We start from the raw sequence: 19,632 nt of genomic DNA on the forward strand, positions 1-19,632 counted from the left end.
CTTGATCGACAAGGTACGTGTATTCAGAGAAGCTCAAAAGTCTGAATATCGGATGTTTACTACATGAACCTTGGGGCTGAATTCTTTTTCGCAGCCGCATGCTGCCACAGCGTAACCCGGATCAAATGGATAAATATGAAAGTACAGCCCTTCATTCGGATAAGAAAAACTGGCTCCGGCCATGCTGGAAAAATCAGCTTCTTTAAGATTACCCGCAAGGCCTGTACCCTTTGCTTTAAAATAGCTTTCTTTAAGCGTCCAAAGTTTAAAAAAATATTCTGTTTTCCTGTCCAGGCTAAGCCCCGTTAAGTAAATGTTCTCTTGTTCGGTAAAATGCTGCCTGGCGATCTCTGGGTCAACCGGTCTGATTTGTTCGAGATCAACACCTACTTCTTGGCTGCTTGTCGCACAAAGAACCCATTCTCCGGAATGGGCAACACTGAAATGAAATGCATCCAGGTCTTTAACATAAGGCTTGCCATAATCGTTTACACCAAAAGAAATTTCAGCATTTCCTCGAAAATAATTTTCCCTGACGATTTTGCGAATGAGCAGTTCTCCCAGTAAAGATCTTTTTACATCATCTATGTACTTCAACCTGGCCAAACTGCTTTTTCTTTTTCCCGAGATCAATTGCGTATAGGCATTAATCTCATTTTCGCAGATACATGCTAAATTACAACCAAATAGGTTAATCATGGAACATTAATTCTTTATTTTTCCGGAAATTCCTTTAACAAAATCCCTATTACGTGTAATTTTTAAGCCATATAATTAGGTAGTAAACTTTCTAAAAACCTGTAAATCAAAAAAATAGGACGCCCTGAGTCATATTCTAACATTTGAAAATGTGATAAGCAATTTATTTCGACAATATTAGGCATTTTTTACATTTTCCTTGAAGTTGCTGCAGAAGGTCAGAAAGACAGCGTGGCGCTTATGGCTCATGCTGTCTTTCTGTCTATCGAAGAATCGTTGATTACCCGACCATCTTAGATTGAATAAGAAAAATGTTATTCAGATCATTTAGAAAACGATCCCCATTGCAATTAAGAGGAGAATGATAACCACTACGATTGCGATGCCGCAGAGGCAACCGCCGCCGCCGAATGTTCCGCCGAAAGTACCTGCTCCAACTGCCATGTTTTTCACCTCCTGGCCAAAGAATATCTGATAAACGCTGCATGCCAAAATTCAATTTAGAAAATAACGCCCAGAGCAATCAGGATCAGTACTGCAATAGCGATTATGCCAACTCCGGCACCCATTCCGCAGCCGCGGCCATAACCATAAGAACCGTACATATTTTTCCCCCTCCTCGTATCTTAACTTCTTAAGAACTGATTTCGAGATATCTTATTCAGAAGCCAAGTAAATTGCAACCTTAATTTTCCAATATTTCTATTAATTACTTTATGCATAATAAAAAGGAAAGACATATGTCTCCCCCTATATCTCCCGGGTTCGTACTATTGTAAATCACGTAATCGTTGTGCTAGGAGAGCAGGATAATAAATTCAGAGCCTTCTCCAACTTTGCTTCGGACTGTGATTCTACCATTGTGGCCCAGGATAATGATCTTGGCAATCGCGAGTCCCAAGCCATAACCGCCCCGCTCCTTCGTTCTGGACTGGTCGGAGCGGTAGAAACGGTCAAAGATGTGCTTCAACTCTTCATTTGTCATACCTGCGCCGGTATCCTTAATACTTATCGCAATGGACTCCCCTTCTTTGCTAAGACAAACTGTGATCTTTCCGCCAGCCGGTGTATATTTCATCGCATTGTCCATAAAGATCCGACAGGCCTGTTTCATCAGGTTTCGATCGCCAAACATAGATATCTCCTGGTTAAGTTCATTGTTAATTTGATGCCCGGAATCGATGATCTGGGTCTCTCTGATGACTTCCTGGAGCATTTCCGTGAGGCTGAAGTCTTCCTTTTGATAGGCGAGCGTACTGTTGTCATGCCTGGCAAGAAACAGCAGTTTGTCAATCAGCTCCTGCATATTCCCGGCTTCATTTTTGATAGCCGTTATTGATTCCTGAAGAACTTCCTGATCGTTTTTCCCCCAGCGGTCCAGCATGACCGCATAGCCCTGTATCACGGCAATCGGTGTCCTTAGCTCATGCGAAGCATCGGATACAAACTGTTTCTGCCTATTATATTGATCCTCTATTCTGTTCATCATTTCATTAAAAGTAAGCGCCAGTTCCTTCAGTTCATTTTTTGACCCGCTTACATTGAGTCTTAAATTTAAATTCTGTTCAGAAATTACCTTTACCGTCTGGGTCATTTCGCGTATGGGTTCAAAAATTCCTCTTCCTGATACGGCAATCGCAATCAGAGCCAGGAACAAGAACGGTACAAAGACAAAAAGCATAATCCTGGCGATGAACAGGATATCCGTAATCTCATCCTGAATGTTGGAAAAGATAATTATCCTGCCGCTAGTTCCGGCTATTTCAAAATCCCTGTTTACGGATACGTAGATGTTTCCTTGATCCTCGGCCAAGCCGAGCCAGTACTCAGAACCATATTCCCTCAAATTTTGGTCCGTAGCCATAAGCGTCTGCTGATTGGATTCATAGATACGAAGCGGGGTCTGATGCTCCCGGGAATAGGTTTCCAGTTCTAAAAAACCGCTGCTGTCCGTGCTGAGCATCTTCTGGATCTCCAAATAGTCCTGCTTAACCGTTTCCTGGATTCTAAATCCGCCATAAACCAGGATAACGATAAGACCGGCTCCCAGCACTGTCCGCAAAAGTATGCCTGTATACCGCAAGGAAAGCTTTAAGCGAATGGAATAAGCGATCTTTTCCTGGATAAACGCATAAAGAAGCATAAAAAGATAAACCGGGAAAAGGATCACCTTGAGGATGTTTTTGGATATGCCCTTATCCGCTTTATTTTTCGTCTTCATATTTAAAAAGATACCCGACCCCTCTTACGGTGTGAATCAGTACGACATCATATTTCTGGTCAATTTTATTGCGCAGGTACTTGACATAGACATCGGTGACATTGGTGTCTCCATAGTAGTCATATCCCCAGACATGATCAAGAATTTTTTCGCGCGACAATACAATGCCTTTATTCTCCATCAAATATTTTAGAAGCTCAAATTCTTTCTTGGAGAGGGATATGTCTACCCCCTGATAGGTAACCCGATATTCATCCTTATACAAAATCAACGGCCCGGCCGTGATCACATTATTCTGATCTTCCTTTTTTCCTTTACGCTTCAGGATCACTCTGATCCTCGCCAGCAGCTCTTCAATAGCAAATGACTTGGTCATATAGTCGTCCGCCCCGCTGTCAAGTCCCATTACTTTATCGGAAACATCATCTTTGGCAGTCAGCATAATGATCGGGATGTCCGATTCACGCCTTACTCTCCGGCAGATTTCAATACCGCTAAGTCCGGGAAGCATCAGATCCAGAATGATCAAATCTGCTTTTCCCAAGACTGCTTTTTCATAGCCTTCTCTTCCGTCGTGAGCAAGCTCTACCTCATAACCTTCATGGGCAAGCTCCAGCTCCAGGAACCTGGCTATTTTCACTTCATCTTCAATGACCAGAATTCTGGTTTTCATCCTTTCCTCCGCCCTCAATCAAAGTATTACGACGACTCCATTATAATCGGAAATGAACCTGCAAACAACACAGGTTCATTTCTCATCAGCTCCTATCTCACCACTGGCACCCTGACCATTCATCGGTACTAACCAATCGTAATCTCATTGTAGCCGTCTTCTTTTTTATCTTCATTCTTGGGGCCGGCTTCATCCTGCGGACTGTTTTCTTGTTCTGCAGCAGGCTTTTCCCTCATTTTATCAGCCGCGGTTCTCACTTTGCTGCCAATACCGTCGACAAACTCGTTGATATTAACATCCTGCCCCTTTTCCTTTCTGATCCTAATCCGGTAGCCCATTACGTACAGCAGGATAAAAGCTGCAACATACAGCCCTATGATCGGCATTGTGATCAACACCGCCACAATCAGAATAATGATCGGTATATTCAGGATAATGTTCTGATCCTTTTCGATAATAAATCTTGTGACGCAGCCTTTTTGAAGCAGTGCTTTCACTTTTTTACCAAAGCTCTGTTCTTTTTGACAGGTTTTCTGATTGGAATTTGAATTTGATTTATTCCCATGCATTTTTTCAAAGGCAATGATCGCATCAATCAAATCCCCATTATACTTTTCCAATAGTTCTTTGGCTTCCTGATAACTGCAGTTGGTCCTTTTTCTCATCTCATCAATTTGTTCCATGCTGATACTCATCATTTTTCATCTCCATTTCTAAACTATAGCTCTATTGTAATAACGTCAAATGAGACTATGCTTAATTCAGGATTAAAACTTGATTAGAATTTTGCATAACGGTATTATGGTTATGATATAAACAAGGCACTTCGCTCAGGAATGATCTTCGTTCGGCATTTGTCCAACCCATGGACGTGAAAATAAGACAAAATAGTCTTCGAAATATAGTTGACAACATTTTCCCGGATCAATATAATAATTTCTATGCGAAACATTTGCATGAGAAATATTAGTATTTTTAATACGGGTTTAAGGAGGCCTGTTTCTATGCAAAATAACCCCAGCGAAGTGGAAATTGTACAACTTTTTTCCGAAATTGGGAGATCTCTGAAGAAAACAATGCGTAAAAGTTTTGAATGCAACGGTTTAACGATGCCGCAAGGCATGGTGATGAGCACTCTGATAAAACGCGGTGAAATGAAGATATCCGAAATAAGTAGCGAACTGCATCTTTCCAACAGCACGATCTCAGGTATTATTGACCGTCTGGAAAAGCATGATTTGGTCATTCGGACCAGAAGCGAACAGGACAGACGCATTGTCTATGTTAAAGTGAGTCCAAAGTATGTTGACTTTCACCGGGAATTTCATCACCAAGCCGAAAAAGACTTGCAGAAAATACTGAGCAGAGCTACCCCTGAAGATATGAGAAAAATATTAGAGGGTTTGACTGCTTTAAAGAAGATCCTGGGGCAATGATGTACCTGATCTTCTTAAACAAAAGACACTCCAAACATTATAAGTGAGAAAGGATTTTGGGTTATGTTGAAATTATACCGTTATTTAAAACCTTTTAGACATCTGGTTTACGGCGTATTGATCCTCGTTTTTCTTCAAACGCTCGGTGATCTGTATCTGCCTACGCTGATGTCAGATATCATCAATGACGGTGTCATGAATGGTGATACGCAGAGGATTTTGCATATAGGAGGAATCATGCTTCTGGTCGCCGGAGCAGCCGCTGTATTCTCCATCCTGGCCAGCTTTTTATCCGCCAAGGCTGCCGTAGGGTTAGGGACCGTTTTGCGGAGCAAGATTTTCGGGAGAATCGAAAGCTTTTCTCTACATGAATTTGATAAAATCGGTACCGCGACACTCATTACCCGGACGACAAATGACATCAACCAGGTCCAGACGGTTACCATCATGATTATGCGCCTGATGATCAGCGCCCCGATCATGGCGATCGGCGGAATCATCCTGGCTTACCGGGAAGATAAGGCCCTTACTTGGGTTCTTGCTGTCGCCATACCGGTTCTGGCAATTGTCATTGTGATGATTGCTTCCAAAATGATACCGCTGTTTCGATTGGTTCAGGTAAAAATTGACAGGATCAACCTGGTACTCAGGGAAAAACTTACCGGCGTCCGGGTCATCCGCGCCTTTGATACGATCGAACATGAAAAGAAGCGTTTTGACGCCGCCAACGTGGATCTCACAGAAAACTACATTAAAGTAAATAAAATCATGGCATTTATGATGCCGACGATTATGCTGATTATGAACTTAACTTCACTGGCAATCCTTTGGTTTGGAGGCATCCGCATCAGTATCGGCGATATGGACCTGGGAGCCCTTTCCGCGTTTACGCAGTATGCGATGCAGATCATGATGTCCATGCTGATGCTGGCCATGATGTTCATTATGGTTCCCCGGTCTCAGGCTGCAGCTGTCAGAATCAATGAAGTCCTGGAAACCGTACCTGAAATTGAAGATGCCAAGGACCTGAAGGATACTTTCACCGGTAAAGGCTATGTGGAATTCAAGGATGTCACCTTTAGTTACCACGGCGCAGAAGAACCCGCTATCCGGGATATATCTTTCGCCGCCCGGCCTGGTGAGATCACAGCGATTATTGGCAGCACCGGTTCAGGGAAATCAACACTTATCAACCTAATACCAAGGTTTTATGATGTCGACAGCGGCTCCGTCCTAATCGACGGTGTGGATGTCCGGGATATATCCCAGGAAAACCTTCGTCAGAAAATTGGTTTTGTGCCGCAAAAAGCGGTCCTCTTTTCGGGAACGATTGCCGAGAATATCCAGTTTGGCAGCAAACAGGCCACTGAAGAAGAAATTCAGCATGCTGCAGAAGTTGCCCAGGCCGCTGAATTTATCACCAAAATGGACGGTGGGTATGACCATGTCATCGCCCAAGGCGGAACCAATGTTTCCGGCGGTCAGAAACAGCGGTTGGCTATTGCGCGGGCCTTGGTCCGCAAGCCGGAAATCTATATTTTTGACGACAGTTTTTCTGCCCTGGATTTTAAAACGGATGCGCGTCTGCGAGCAGCGCTGAAACAGGAGATTGCTGAGGCAACCGTCCTTATTATCGCCCAAAGAGTAGGCACCGTCATGGACGCGGATCGAATCATTGTCTTGGACAATGGTCAAATTGCAGGCATTGGGAAGCATAAGGAGCTGTTGAACAGCTGCGAAGTCTACCGTGAAATTGTCTCATCCCAGCTGTCAGAGGAGGAAATCGCATGAGCGGAGAAAATAAAAACCAAAACACGATACGCAATCGGCAAGGTCGAATAGGACCGGGAGGACCGGGGGGACCGGGCAGCCACTTTGGTGCTCCCGTAGAAAAAGCCAAGAATTTCCGCGGAAGTCTGGCAAGGCTCATTCGGTATTTAAAACCGCATAAAGTCCATTTAATTGTTGTATTGATCTTTGCCATCGCCAGTACATCTTTTACAATTGCAGCTCCTAAGGTAAGCAGTAAAGCAATCAACAAACTGCAGGATGCTTATATGGCAAGAATGATGCTGCAAAAAATGTCCGAGGCGCAGGAAAAGGGCGTTAACAGCATTTATACCCAGATGGCCGATGTCCAGCTGAAAACAGTCGACCAGATCAGTAAGCAGATTGCAAACCCCGCAACCAGTAAACCCACCAACCCTGAATCTTTGAATACAGTCAAAGCGCTGATCACGCTGCCTGCAATCAATACACTTCAAGATCCGCAGGAAAAAGCCAATACCGTTATTAAAATGTTGGATCTCCTCAATGCACTGCCAAATATGGGAGAAAGCAGTCCCAACAATACGCAGGACGGGACGGTTAAAAAGATTGATGCGGACAGCATAGATACGATCAAAACATTTCTGCAATTACCGATGCTGAGTTCGGTGACGAATGCTGAAGAAAAAGCGGATGTTTGCCAAAAGATTATTGATTTAGGGAAAAAGATGTCCGCAACCGGCGCGACAGGCTTGGATATGCCGAATACTCAGCAAAATGTTGCGCTTACCGGTGATCAAATCAGCGGCGCCATTACAGCGATCAGAGAAACGAACGGTGAATATGATTTCCATTATATCGGCATGATCGCCTTGATCCTGATCGGCATGTATCTTATCAGCGCCTTGTTCAGCCTGATCATGGGTCTTGTGATGTCAGGCGTTTCCCAGCGTACAGTCCGGGATCTGCGCCGGGTAGTCGATAATAAGCTGGCAAAATTGCCCTTAAAATATTACGATATGCACCCTTATGGCGATATCTTAAGCCGTGTGACCAACGATATCGACACCATTGCCACTACCCTACAGCAAAGCTTAACCCAAATCATTACCTCCGTGATAACAATCATAGGTTATATTATCATGATGCTCACAATCAGTCCGGTTCTCACCTTGATTATTATCGCCTCATTGCCGCTGTATATGCTGTCCACCACAATGATCGCCAAGAAGTCCCAGAAATACTTTGCCGTCCAGCAAAAAGAGCTGGGGGATCTCAGCAGCCATGTCGAAGAGATGTACACCGGGCATAAGATCGTTAAGGCTTTTGGCCATGAAAAGGATGCCATCGAAAAATTCGAATCCATCAATAACCGGCTTTATGGCGCAGGTTGGAAAGCCCAGTTCGTTTCCGGGATTATGTTCCCGCTGATGAACTTTATCAGTAATCTCAGTTATGTCGGCATCAGCATCGTCGGGGGCATCTGGATCACGCGCAATCTATTAGGATTAGGTGATATCCTGGCCTTTATCCAATATTCACGGTCATTTACGATGCCGATCATCCAAACCGCCAATATCGCCAACGTTATCCAGTCTACTATTGCCTGCGCCGAACGCGTCTTTGAGGTTCTGGACGAACAGGAAGAAATTCCCGACAGTCCTGAAGCTGTGATTCTGGATATGCCCAAAGGAAATATCCGCATCGACCATGTCAGCTTCCGTTATACAGAAGATGTCCCGCTGATTGAAGATATGAACCTTGAAGTAAGGCAGGGAGATACCATCGCCATCGTCGGACCGACCGGCGCCGGCAAAACGACTCTGGTCAACCTCCTGATGCGCTTTTACGAGATCAACTCGGGCAAAATCAGTATTGACGGTGTGGACATTAAGGATATGCCGCGCAGCGAGCTGCGTAAACTCTTTGGGATGGTTCTTCAGGACACTTGGCTGTTTAACGGCAGCATTAAAGACAATATCACCTACTCCAAAGAAGGCGCGACGATGGAACAAATTGTCCAGGCTGCCAAAGCAGCCCATGCCGACCATTTTATCCGGACACTTCCTGATGGCTACGATACGATTCTGAATGAGGAAGCGACCAATATCTCGCAGGGACAGAAGCAGCTGCTCACTATCGCCCGGGCTATTTTGGCCAATCCGGCAATATTGATTCTCGATGAAGCAACCAGTAGCGTGGACACCCGGACTGAAGTATTGATCCAGAAAGCAATGAAGAACCTGATGAAAGGCCGGACGAATTTTGTAATTGCGCACAGGCTTTCCACCATACGCGATGCTGAACTTATTCTGGTCATGAATAACGGCAGTATCATTGAAACAGGCAATCACAAAGAACTGCTGGCTAAAGGCGGATTCTACGCCGAATTATATAACAGCCAGTTCTCAGAAGACACGGATATTGCGGGATAACGCATCCTAGTGGTCTGAAGTCCCCCATTCGTAATCATTCAGGGAGATGGTTTCAAAGAAGAATTTTTGGATTTTTTCGAGATTGCATTCCGTAGAAAACCTAATTCTTAACCCTTCTTCCTTGATGATTTCTGCACTCTGGTGATTGCTGCCGATATCTTTCGGATAAAACTCAATGATGTTTGCGATCTTTTTCAAGCTGGAAATCACGGCTAAAGCTTTACAATCCTGTGTCTTGCTTCCCTCTTCAAAATAGATGACGACATCATGAACGCAGCTCATTAGAACTTCTCCCGCCTTTCCTTGTAACTCGCTTCTGGCAATAGCATACCACGTCATTTCGTCTTGGCGGACAATTTGCCGCAGAATGTAAAAAAACAACCTGAATGGTTGTTTTTTTACATTGGATGGCGAATTCCGGCTTCGTCCAAAAAACGATCAGGATCATCTTTGTTAATACCCAGGAAATCAAGCACCTGCAAATCGACGTTTACAGACTCCGGCTTATAGATGCTTTTCCAGGAATAGATATCGGCAAGATGCACCAAGGCAACCATTTCCTTGTCGATGACCCTTTCATCAAGCGGACAGTGGTGAAATAGTGCAGACTCCACGATCGAGTACGGAAGCTCCCACCAATCCAGCAGATGACCGCCAATCTCCCCATGAGATATATCCGTAAATTCTATTTGTTCATAATAGTGGAATAAATCCCGGTTGCCCACGTTCTTCTCAACTGTCCGCATATATTCATACCAGAAATTATTCAGCAGAACCACTTTGCCGACATCATGCAGCAATCCGGCCATTGAACTCGATTCAGGCATTTTCTTATGATGAATCTTCTGGTAAAAAACATTCAGGATGGTATTGGTCGTTACGGCATGGAGCCAAAGCCTCGCGATATCTCTATGGTAACGCGCATTCTTTTCCCCTTTGGTTTCCTGATGCAGACAGGCACTCAAAACAATATTCTTGACATCCGTCAGTCCCAAATAATTAATAGCCTGGATGACCGAACCTGTTTTTACTCCTAAGTGGGAAGAGTTTGCCACCTGTAATACTTTTGCCGTTATGGAAGGATCACTTTCAATCGTTTTGGCAATTTCCTTCATGTCCGCATCCTGTTCGATCAGAAAATTAAATTTATTGAAGACATTCTGAGGCGATGGCAGAAATTCAATTTTATTGATCACTTCCAGCAGATTTCGGTTCTTCAAGATCTTTTCCACTTCGAAAATTTGTTCGATGGTCCTAAGCAGATCCTTGTTTTGCCATGGCTTAAACAGATAATGTTTGGCCAGACAACTTTGCTGTATTTTCAGAAGTATGTTTTTATCGACGTGCCCGCTAAGAACTAATCTGATTGTAGACGGATATTTTTCTTTGACTTGTGTTAAAAGTTGAAAGCCGTCCATACCCTGCATTTTGACATCTGTTACAAGAAGATCAATTTTCTTCCTTTGAAGAATCTCCAGAGCCTCTTCACCGCTTCCCGCAGTAAGAACTTCGTAGCCGCTGCCAAAAAAAACCCTGTTCAGCGCCCGCAAAATTGCGTTTTCATCATCTACAAACAAAATCGCTTCATTCATTTTCTTCACCTGTTTCGGCTTCCGGCTGCTGTCTGACAGGCAGCAGGATTATAAACCTCGTACTTACGCCCGGCGTACTTTGAACTGAAATCTGCCCCCCGTGCGTATTGACAACAATATCGTAGGCAATACTGAGCCCAAGGCCTGTACCCTGACCAACAGGCTTTGTCGTAAAAAATGGATTGAAAATCTCTTTCAGGTTTTCCTTATTGATCCCTGTCCCATTGTCTTCAATCTGACACCGCACAAAATCACCCGCGACTTCTGTACTAACCATGATAGAGCCAAGTGTCTTCGGTTCTTTTGTTTTTATGGCGTAGACTGCATTCAGGATGATGTTCAAGAGCACCTGATTGATCTGATTGCCCTTCGCCTGGACCAAAGGAAGCTCCCCAAACAGTTCGATTACCCTGGCATGGTGCTTAATCTCATTTCTGGCCACCAAAAGCGTATTTTTCAATCCGTTATTCAGATCATAATCTTCGAACTCGTTGCCTTGATCCGCTCTGGAAAAGGTTTTAAGTCCGGTTACAATTTCGCTGATCCGTTTGAGGCCATCCTCAATATCAAAAAATAAATCTTCCAGGTCTGTTGAGATATATTTCAGGTTGTTGGTTTCTTCAAGCTTTCTCAAGTTTTCTATCTGCGAGGCAAGCAAATCCTTCTCACTTGGGCGTAGCTGCTCCAAAAAGCTGTGATAAGCGCTGATCATATTCGTATACTGATTAAAATAAAGACGAGAGGTCTCAAAGTTACTGGAAACATAACCAAGCGGATTATTGATTTCATGAGCAACCCCGGCAGCCAGCTGTCCAATCGCAGCAAGCTTCTCTTGCTGGACAAGCTGTTCCTGCGTTCTCTTTAAACGGCTAATCGTTGTTTTCAATTCCTCATCTGAAGCAACGTTTTGTTTAAATAATCCGGTAATTTTTTCATTCTGGCGGATTGCTTCCTGAAGCTGTTTTTCCAGCCTGCGGTAACGGCCGATACTGACATTATTTACGGCCGCCATAACGACCACTAGAATTATAAACAGGATCAGCTGGAAAACATAAGACAATGTCGTCATCTGGTAAAGCTGAACATGATAGGAATGGAAAATCACATAGCCTATCGAAAACAGTATGGCGACCGTTGTTGTGACCATCATAACCCGGGTAACCCGGATCATGGCCAGTATGAGCTGCATATACGCAAAGGTGTACAAAGCCGGTCCGATGAGATCATACATTCTGACCGTTAAAAACAGAAGTGTCAGGGCGGTCAGCCCCGAGATCATCCAGGTAGCATATCTCATCTCAAAGTCCAATTTCGGAACAACGTTAAATCCCAGAGCCAAAGCCAGCAAAACCAAACTGTCTACAAAACACGTCTGCCAGTCACTGGCAAGATAAAAATAACGGGGGAAAAAACTGACAAATGCTGCCAGAAAGAGCAGCACAGACATATACATACTGACCATGGTATTTTCATAATAGCTTGTCAGGTTATCATCTTCCGTTTCACGAAGAGCGGATAAAACACCAGGTATTGTTCTTTTTTTCAGATATTGATTCATAATCGGTTCCTATACTTTTTATTTTATAACCCAAATAAATTTTTTAGCTTTTTAGTGGAGTTTCTGCTGACAGGAATAGTTTCTTTCGTGTCCTTCAACTTTAAATTATATGCACTATTGAACCAAGGACTGATTTTTTCAATTTTATTGATATTGACAATATAGCTTCGATGGCACCGAAAAAAGCTGCCGGATCCAAGCTTCTTCTCCCACGAATTTAAAGAGTCAGGACTTTGATATCTTCCTTTTTCGGTGATAACAACGATATCCCCTTCAGCTGCCGTTAAATAAATAACCTCCGACAGGTCGATCAGAATAATGGTGTCATCTTCCCATACAGGGATTTTTTTGATCTCCTGTTCCATTTTGCGTTCCACCGGATAGAAGTGTTCAGGTTTATCGGCAAGGGCTTTTTCGACCACTGAAATGACTTCTTCGTTTTTCCAGGGCTTGGCGAGGTAATAATAAATACTGCCTTCATTAATTGCTGAAATTGCAACATTAATGTCTGACGAACCAGTGATCAGAATTCTGACGGCATCCGGGTACTCTTCTCTTGAACGCTTTAACAGATCAATACCCAGCATTCCCGGCATATTCTGGTCACAAATAATCACGTCTATCGCGCTTTTCTGCAAAAAATCCAGCGCTTCTTCCGAGGTCGTTGCGGCAAACAGCTCGTATCCCCGGGAATGCAGGATACGCTTTAAAGCGTTGAGCACCATCGGTTCATCATCAACCAAAAGTATTCTAGCCATATCTTCCTTTCTTTTTTATCTGTCCGGACCAGAAAATGAATAATTTTCATATTCGACATTTTCTTTTTTATTCCTTTTTTACATCCTTTTCTCAGTTGAATGTCCAATTTTCTTCTTTCATCGCCAGCTTACAGGACTTAGTACGAAATAATTTCTGGACCTGAAGAATTCCCAAGCGCTTGGGAATTCTTCAGTTATTGAAGGAAACGGTAAATATTCATTTTTGTACTAGCTGAGCGGGTTTGCTCTTAGGGTATCCTGATAGAGCTGGATTGTGTTTCTGCCTTGATATTTAGCCCGGTAAAGGGCAGCGTCCGCCTGGGTAATCAGTTGATCTTTATTTTCAGCCAGATCAGGAAAAATTGAGAAACCGACCGAAAGCGTCAAGGTTTTTGTAACGTGACAATCCGGGAAAGAAAATCGCAGACTGTAAAATGCTTCTTTGAGTCTTTCCATGACAAAATGGACTTCTTCGACGCCGGAATCAGGTAAAATTACTGCAAATTCGTCCCCGCCGTAGCGGCAGGCAATATCTGATTTTCTTGTTGTGTTTTGGATCAGCCCGGCAGTTTTTCTTAGTATTTCATCACCGAAATAATGGCCATAGGAATCATTGTACATCTTAAAGTTGTCAATATCGATCATACATAAGACAAGCGTACGATTTGCTCTGGTGGCCCTCGCAATCTCTTCGTCAAGCCTTTGCTGAAAGTACCTGTGATTGTAGATCTCTGTCAGACCGTCTGTTACAGAGAGGGTCTCAAGTATTTTCTGAGTCTTCTTATTACGTTCAACTTCAACGGCAATAATCGTAGATCCCAAAAAGTTAGCCAGGATAAATACGGCAATCGCAAAATAATATGGGTCACCTTGCATTATTCCGAATCTGAACGGAGCAGTGATCCCTATGATGCTGTATATCAGCGTAACCATAAGGCCGGTATACCCAAAGATCAGCGGCATCAGCAACGTGACAACAGCCATTATACTCCCCATAATAATTCCCGGAGCTGTATTTAAATTACCAAAAAGCAGCACCAAAGTCAGGACCCCAATAAATAATAAGTAGATAATAAATTTACTTTTTTGACTCAGTTTATGGTTGTCTAAAAAAACATGATCATCTTTTCGATCAAATAAATTCATGATATGACCCCCTATATAAACCTTTACTTTTCAGTAAAAGCTATTGTATGCTTCTTCCAATTGCATTGTCATGCTATCAGATTATCTCATTAAGTCTTCTTTTGGGAGAATTTTCTACAGAATGTAAAAAAAACAACCTCAATGGTTGTTTTTTCTCAATGAATGGATTTGGGGTTCCATACGTGCATCGGATTTCATCTCAGCCAGTGTTTACGCCAAAACAGGATAAGTACGGCTGTCACAATTAACACGGATACACCGAAAAATAGCGGCATCCCCAAAGGCGAGTGAATCAGCGGCATTGCTTCAAAATTCATTCCAAAGAAAGAGGTAACCAGATTAATCGGCAGCAGGATCGTGGCCAGAAGCGTCAGAACTTTCATAATATCATTGGCCCGGTTGTCAATAGCCTGCTGGTAGGCTTCCATTAGGATTTCAATCAGCTCATGGGTCTGCCGTGCATTTTCAAGTTTCTGCTGGGTATCGGCAACCAGGTCTTTCCACGATGGTTTCCCCTGATCATGATTATCCATGGCTGCCAGTCTGCTGAAAATTGTCTGATGTGCATTCAGTGACTTCTTTAATCCGAGTATTTTTTTGTGAAGGTTGATAATTTCACTTCTTTGCCATCTTTCAGGAGTTTCCAAGATATTTTCTTCAATCCGGTCCACATCATCTTCCAGTAATTCCAGCTGGCGCTGATGGTGTTCCAGTATTTCCATGCCGAGGAGCTGCGCCAGATCGGAAGGTGTCGTAAGCAGCCCTCTCCGGGCCCAGTCATTGATCTGCGACAGCTCAAGCCGGTCATTGCGCAGTATCGTCATATCATTCGCCGACAGAAAAAAGTAAATCGCAAATTCTTTGGTGTCATCAGCAAAATCGCTGTAACCAATAAAAAACAGAGAAGGGTGCAGACGTTCAAATCTTTGATTAAAGCTATTCCCTTGCGGATTCAGTTTTCCCAGAACACGGTCGATCTCTGCAGATCCGGCAAATGCCAAGTGCCCGTTTAGGAGCTTCCATTCCTCAGCATTGAAGAGGGTTATGCTAAACTTTCCCTCTGCCGGAATCTGTTGTGATTCTATTTCTTTCAAGCCCTCCGGAGAGACAAGATAGTGTTGCAAGCCCTTTACCTCCATTCACTTGACAATTTTCTGTAAACTGATCATTCAGACAACCACGGTTATATCATTCTTACAATTTATGTAATGAAATGCTATAATTAATTCCAGATTTTCGGTTTTCCAAATTTCTTTGTTGAATGACTCCTGTATCACATTACCTAACGTTAGGAGCGTTTGATATGAAGAAAACACCCTATCATTTTCACAAAATGGTTTGGCTATTTTTTATTGCTTCTATCCTTGGTTTTGTTTTTGAATCCATCTACTGTTTTATTCTGCATGGATATATCGAAAGCCGGTCAGGTCTGATTTATGGTCCTTTCAGTCAGATCTACGGTTTTGCAGCCGTTATTGTTATTTTGCTGCTGCAAAGAACAAATTTCAAAAATAAATGGTCCTTATTTTTTATAAGCGCTTTTATAGGATGCTTGTATGAACTTATCTGCAGTCTGATACAGGAATATGCTTTTGGTTTTATATCCTGGGACTACAGTTATTCTATGCTCGATATACTTGGCAGGACATCGCTGGCATACTCATTTTTTTGGGGAATCCTGGGTGTTGTCTTCATTAAGTATATTTACCCATTTATCAGTAAAAGAATCGAAAACTTTCCCATGAAGATGAGTACCCTTGTGACATGGATTGTAATTCTATTCATGACCTTCGATTTATCCATTTCAGCCGCTGCCGTATTCAGGGCAAACCAAAGATACGACGGCATCCCGCCGACAAATTCCATTCAGACTTTTTTAGACCGTTCTTACCCTGATTCGTTCATTCACCAGGTATATCCAAACATGGTTCATGTATCGTAATTGTTCATTGCTGTCTTTCCTGTATTCTACCACAATCAAACCATCAGGTCATTAATCAGGGCGAAGACTTCCCCTTTGACACGGGCCAAGGCAGCATCCGCTTCAGCCCTGGTAGAACCTTTGATACAGAAGTAAAAACGTATTTTTGGTTCTGTACCGGAAGGTCTTGCCATGACATAGCCTCCCCCTTCAAAGGAAAAGCGAAGCGCATTTTCCCGGGGAAGATCGATTTCTTCCGTCTTGTTCTCCAGCGCATCCCACCGGACATTTTGCTGATAGTCATCAATAAACCGTACGCTGAGCCCCGCAACAGAAAGCGGCTTTGCCGTCCGCAGTCTGTCCATTACAGCGGCAATCCGCTCCCGGCCTTCTTTGCCGCTCAGCGCAAAAGCAACCTGTTCGTCGAGGAAAGTGCCGTAACGCGCAAAGAGTTCCGCCAATATATCCGGCAAGGTTTTGTTCTCTATCTGCTTGTAATACAATGCCGCCTCAGCCAGCAGCGCAGAAGCCTGGACTGCATCCTTATCTCTGGTATACGTACCAGCCAGGTAACCATGGCTTTCTTCAAAGCCAAACAAAAATGTCCCCCAGCCCTGTGCTTCCATCTCTTTGATCTTTTCTCCAATATATTTAAAGCCGACCAGTACATTCACTGTTTTGGCGCCAAAATCAGCCGCAACTGCTTCGGCTAGGTCCGTAGAGGCTATCGTCTTGACGATCACGCCATTGTCCGGCAGTCTGTGGTTTCGTCTTCTTTGATCCAGGATATAATACGCCAGGATTACGCCAATCTGATTACCGGTAAAACGGCAATATTGACCATTTCTGTCCAAGGCATATGCTCCGAGGCGGTCTGCATCCGGATCAGTGGCCAGTACCAGGTCCGCCCGTGTCTTCTTTGCCAGTGTTAAAGCAAGCGCAAACGACTCCGGGTCTTCCGGGTTCGGGGATTTCACCGTCGGAAACTCCGGATCAGGTTGTTCCTGTTCTGCAACCATCCGGAAAGCCGTAAAGCCCATTTTGTTAAGGATGCTTTGGACAGGGCTGCCGCCGGTTCCATGAAGCGGCGTGCAGACAATGTTCAGCTTTGTACCGTAAGTTTGCGTTAGTTCTGTATTCAGCAGACTATGGATTATCTCAGCCTGATAGGCAGCATCCACCTGATCTCCGACCATCTGGACCTTCCCTTCCTCCAGGGCTCTGGTTCGGTCTGCCGGCACAATTCTCCAGTCTTCTCTTTCAGCCATCTTGGCAATGATCTGCTTAGCGGGAGCAGGCGGCAGCTGCCCGCCATCCTCCCAGTAGACCTTATAGCCGTTATATTCCTTCGGATTATGGCTGGCCGTGATATTTACGCCGGCAATTGTCCGCAGGTACCTGACAGCAAATGAAAGCTCAGGCGTCGGCCGCAGACTTTCAAACAAGTAGACTTTAATCTGATTCACTGCCAGTACCAACGCTGTTTCCAGCGCAAAATCTTTGGAAAAATAGCGGCTGTCATATGCAATGACAACCCCTCGCTGACACGCCTCCGGTCCATGCTCCAAGATCGTGTCGGCCAACCCCTGTGTGACTTTGCGGATAACATAGCGATTCAGGCGATTGATTCCTGCGCCGAGAACCCCTCTAATGCCGCCGGTCCCAAACTCCAGCGTTGTATAGAACCGGTCCTCCAACTCCTTCGGATCGGTTATTTCCGCCAGTTCCCTTCTGCTGAGCTCGTCGAAGTAATCATTTTCCATCCAAAATTTTAAGGCGCTGTCATACTTTTGCTCTGAATACATGTCACTTTTCTCCTCACTGTTGATCAGATGCAACCTGGTATAAAGCTTCAAATTCACTGCCGCTCTTTTGACTTATAATCCTGTTTCCCCTATTTGCTTCAAGATGCTTAAGAATCTTATAGAGCATTTCGCGGTCTACTACAGACCCGTCTGCTTCAATTTTCAATGCAATTTCTTCAACCGTTAATCCTTCGGTTTTACACGCCCTTAGAACACGCAGCGCCTGGTTCTTTAATTGAATCATTTCCCGCGCACCTTTTTTAGCCATTTCTACAGCCGGTTGGTGATAGGCATTAATATGCACAAGCTGGGCATACATACTCACCGCACGTTCATATAGGGCAATTAATACTCCGATCGTTACGGGGCTGAGGTCTCTCACTGTCAGCGTAATTGATTTTCGGCCCTTGTTTGACAGGGCATTCCTCGTGCCGAGCAGAAAAGCCTGCAAATAGTCACCGCTGGTGCTTTCCTCGGCGATCTTGATTGAGTCTCCATCCCTGTCCTTCAGTACTTCGATGAAGGTCACAAAAAAGTTGTCGGGCCCGTCAAGCAGCTGCTGGATATAAGAATGCTGATCGCTTGTTCCTTTATTTCCGAGTACTGTGATTCCCTGATGGACAATATTTCCGTCCAAGTCCTTTTCTTTTCCCAGAGACTCCATGATCAATTGCTGAAGATATTTCGGAAAAAGCTCCAAACGGTCTTTATAAGGAAGGATAACCATCTGCTGCCCGCCTTTGCCCCCTGTCAGGACGTACCACGCCAAGGCAGTCAGGGCAGCAGGGTTGCTTTTCGTATCCGTGTTCCTGGTTAGGGAGTTGCACTTCTTGGCCCCATCCAAAAGGCCACAAATATCAATCCCCTGTAAAGCCAGCGGCAGCAGCCCCACAGCAGACAAGACAGAAGTCCGCCCGCCAACCCATTCCCAAACCGGGAAAGCGTCCAGCCAGTCCTCTTTCATCCGGATCTGATCCAATCCGCTTCCTGGCTGAGTGATACTGACCGCATGACGGCTGAAGTCCAACCCCCGGCTTACGTAAAAATGCCGAACCTCTTCCATTCCGTTGCGGGTTTCAACCGTACCGCCGCTTTTGGAGATTACGATCGTTAATGCCGCATCCGGTTCAGCATCCAGCTCAGCAAAAATGCGGTCCATACCGTCAGGATCTGTGTTATCGATAAAGTACAACGAACACGGATCACCTTTCTTTCCGAGTGCCTCGGAAACAAAACGCGGTCCTAAAGAAGATCCGCCAATGCCGACAACAATGACGTTCCGGAAAGGGCGTCCTTTTTGACCACATATCGTACCCGCATGAACATCCTGCGCAAAGCATCGGATACGGCGCAGGGTATCTTTAATTGCCGCGCCTATTTCCGGCTGCGGAGCTAATTCAGGATCACTCAGCCAATAATGCCCAACCATCCGCTGCTCGTCCGGGTTGGCAACCGCTCCCTGTTCCAAGGCCTGAATCTGGCGGTACATGTCCTGCAAACGCAGTTTCATATCATTGAAATACGTATCCGGAAATCCTGCACGGCTGACATCTACCTGGATTCCCAGCTCATCATTGAAATATAAATATTCCCGGAATTTCTGCCATTGTGACCTCACAAT

The 19,632-nt window shown here is 44.4% G+C and carries 16 protein-coding genes; 4 read left to right on the top strand and 12 right to left on the bottom strand.

Annotation, left to right across the window (positions count from 1 at the left end):
- Positions 1–33 precede the first annotated feature (33 nt).
- The 4 genes from AAH944_RS13485 to AAH944_RS13500 all read right to left on the bottom strand — a co-directional run bounded on the left by AAH944_RS13485 (position 34) and on the right by AAH944_RS13500 (position 4,288).
- Complete coding sequence (locus AAH944_RS13485) at positions 34–699, bottom strand: 4'-phosphopantetheinyl transferase family protein (protein ID WP_415535308.1); 666 nt, start codon at positions 697–699, stop codon at positions 34–36.
- Positions 700–1,495: 796 nt separating this feature from the next.
- Entirely contained in the window at positions 1,496–2,920 is a 1,425-nt protein-coding gene (locus AAH944_RS13490) for a sensor histidine kinase (RefSeq protein WP_415535309.1), read from the bottom strand.
- Positions 2,904–3,593 (bottom strand): response regulator transcription factor, encoded by a 690-nt coding sequence (locus AAH944_RS13495; protein ID WP_415535310.1) that lies wholly within the window; start codon positions 3,591–3,593, stop codon positions 2,904–2,906. The genes AAH944_RS13490 and AAH944_RS13495 overlap by 17 nt, the downstream gene beginning before the upstream one ends.
- A gap of 128 nt (positions 3,594–3,721) precedes the next feature.
- Positions 3,722–4,288 carry a DUF4342 domain-containing protein gene (locus AAH944_RS13500; RefSeq protein ID WP_415535311.1) on the bottom strand — a complete coding sequence of 189 codons (567 nt, stop codon included), beginning with the start codon at positions 4,286–4,288 and terminating at the stop codon, positions 3,722–3,724.
- Positions 4,289–4,597: 309 nt separating this feature from the next.
- On the opposite strand from AAH944_RS13500, the gene AAH944_RS13505 reads away from it, so the two are divergent.
- The 3 genes from AAH944_RS13505 (at position 4,598) to AAH944_RS13515 (ending at position 9,231) form a co-directional block, all read left to right on the top strand.
- A complete protein-coding gene (locus tag AAH944_RS13505; protein ID WP_015044811.1) occupies positions 4,598–5,029 on the top strand; it encodes a MarR family winged helix-turn-helix transcriptional regulator in 432 nt (143 codons plus the stop codon).
- A gap of 63 nt (positions 5,030–5,092) precedes the next feature.
- Positions 5,093–6,820 (top strand): ABC transporter ATP-binding protein, encoded by a 1,728-nt coding sequence (locus AAH944_RS13510; RefSeq protein WP_415535312.1) that lies wholly within the window; start codon positions 5,093–5,095, stop codon positions 6,818–6,820.
- The gene (locus tag AAH944_RS13515; RefSeq protein WP_415535313.1) at positions 6,817–9,231 is read left to right on the top strand and encodes an ABC transporter ATP-binding protein; all 2,415 of its coding nucleotides are present in this window, start codon (positions 6,817–6,819) and stop codon (positions 9,229–9,231) included. The genes AAH944_RS13510 and AAH944_RS13515 overlap by 4 nt, the downstream gene beginning before the upstream one ends.
- A gap of 6 nt (positions 9,232–9,237) precedes the next feature.
- On the opposite strand, the gene AAH944_RS13520 is transcribed toward AAH944_RS13515, so the two are convergent.
- The 6 genes from AAH944_RS13520 to AAH944_RS13545 all read right to left on the bottom strand — a co-directional run bounded on the left by AAH944_RS13520 (position 9,238) and on the right by AAH944_RS13545 (position 15,409).
- Positions 9,238–9,570: a histidine kinase gene (locus AAH944_RS13520; protein ID WP_415535314.1), complete on the bottom strand. Its 333-nt coding sequence runs from the start codon at positions 9,568–9,570 to the stop codon at positions 9,238–9,240.
- A gap of 59 nt (positions 9,571–9,629) precedes the next feature.
- Positions 9,630–10,823, bottom strand: a complete 1,194-nt coding sequence (locus tag AAH944_RS13525) for an HDOD domain-containing protein (RefSeq protein ID WP_415535315.1) — start codon at positions 10,821–10,823, stop codon at positions 9,630–9,632.
- Positions 10,816–12,381 carry a sensor histidine kinase gene (locus tag AAH944_RS13530; protein ID WP_415535316.1) on the bottom strand — a complete coding sequence of 522 codons (1,566 nt, stop codon included), beginning with the start codon at positions 12,379–12,381 and terminating at the stop codon, positions 10,816–10,818. The genes AAH944_RS13525 and AAH944_RS13530 overlap by 8 nt, the downstream gene beginning before the upstream one ends.
- A 23-nt stretch (positions 12,382–12,404) precedes the next feature.
- On the bottom strand, positions 12,405–13,139 hold the full coding sequence (locus tag AAH944_RS13535) for a LytTR family transcriptional regulator DNA-binding domain-containing protein (protein WP_415535317.1): 735 nt from the start codon (positions 13,137–13,139) through the stop codon (positions 12,405–12,407).
- 228 nt (positions 13,140–13,367) lie between these two features.
- Positions 13,368–14,285, bottom strand: a complete 918-nt coding sequence (locus AAH944_RS13540) for a GGDEF domain-containing protein (protein ID WP_415535318.1) — start codon at positions 14,283–14,285, stop codon at positions 13,368–13,370.
- A 194-nt stretch (positions 14,286–14,479) separates the two neighbouring features.
- On the bottom strand, positions 14,480–15,409 hold the full coding sequence (locus AAH944_RS13545; protein WP_415535319.1) for a magnesium transporter CorA family protein: 930 nt from the start codon (positions 15,407–15,409) through the stop codon (positions 14,480–14,482).
- A gap of 179 nt (positions 15,410–15,588) precedes the next feature.
- Between AAH944_RS13545 and AAH944_RS13550 the strand changes: the two genes are divergently transcribed.
- Positions 15,589–16,227, top strand: a complete 639-nt coding sequence (locus AAH944_RS13550) for a putative ABC transporter permease (RefSeq protein ID WP_415535320.1) — start codon at positions 15,589–15,591, stop codon at positions 16,225–16,227.
- Positions 16,228–16,262: 35 nt separating this feature from the next.
- On the opposite strand, the gene AAH944_RS13555 is transcribed toward AAH944_RS13550, so the two are convergent.
- Both AAH944_RS13555 and AAH944_RS13560 read right to left on the bottom strand, forming a co-directional pair.
- Positions 16,263–18,011, bottom strand: coding sequence for a phospho-sugar mutase (locus tag AAH944_RS13555; RefSeq protein ID WP_415535321.1), 1,749 nt, complete (start codon positions 18,009–18,011; stop codon positions 16,263–16,265).
- Positions 18,012–18,024: 13 nt separating this feature from the next.
- The gene (locus AAH944_RS13560) at positions 18,025–19,629 is read right to left on the bottom strand and encodes a glucose-6-phosphate isomerase (protein WP_415535322.1); all 1,605 of its coding nucleotides are present in this window, start codon (positions 19,627–19,629) and stop codon (positions 18,025–18,027) included.
- Between the last annotated feature and the right edge of the window lie 3 nt (positions 19,630–19,632).

Source organism: Dehalobacter sp. CP (assembly GCF_047652685.1).
GTDB lineage: Bacteria > Bacillota > Desulfitobacteriia > Desulfitobacteriales > Syntrophobotulaceae > Dehalobacter.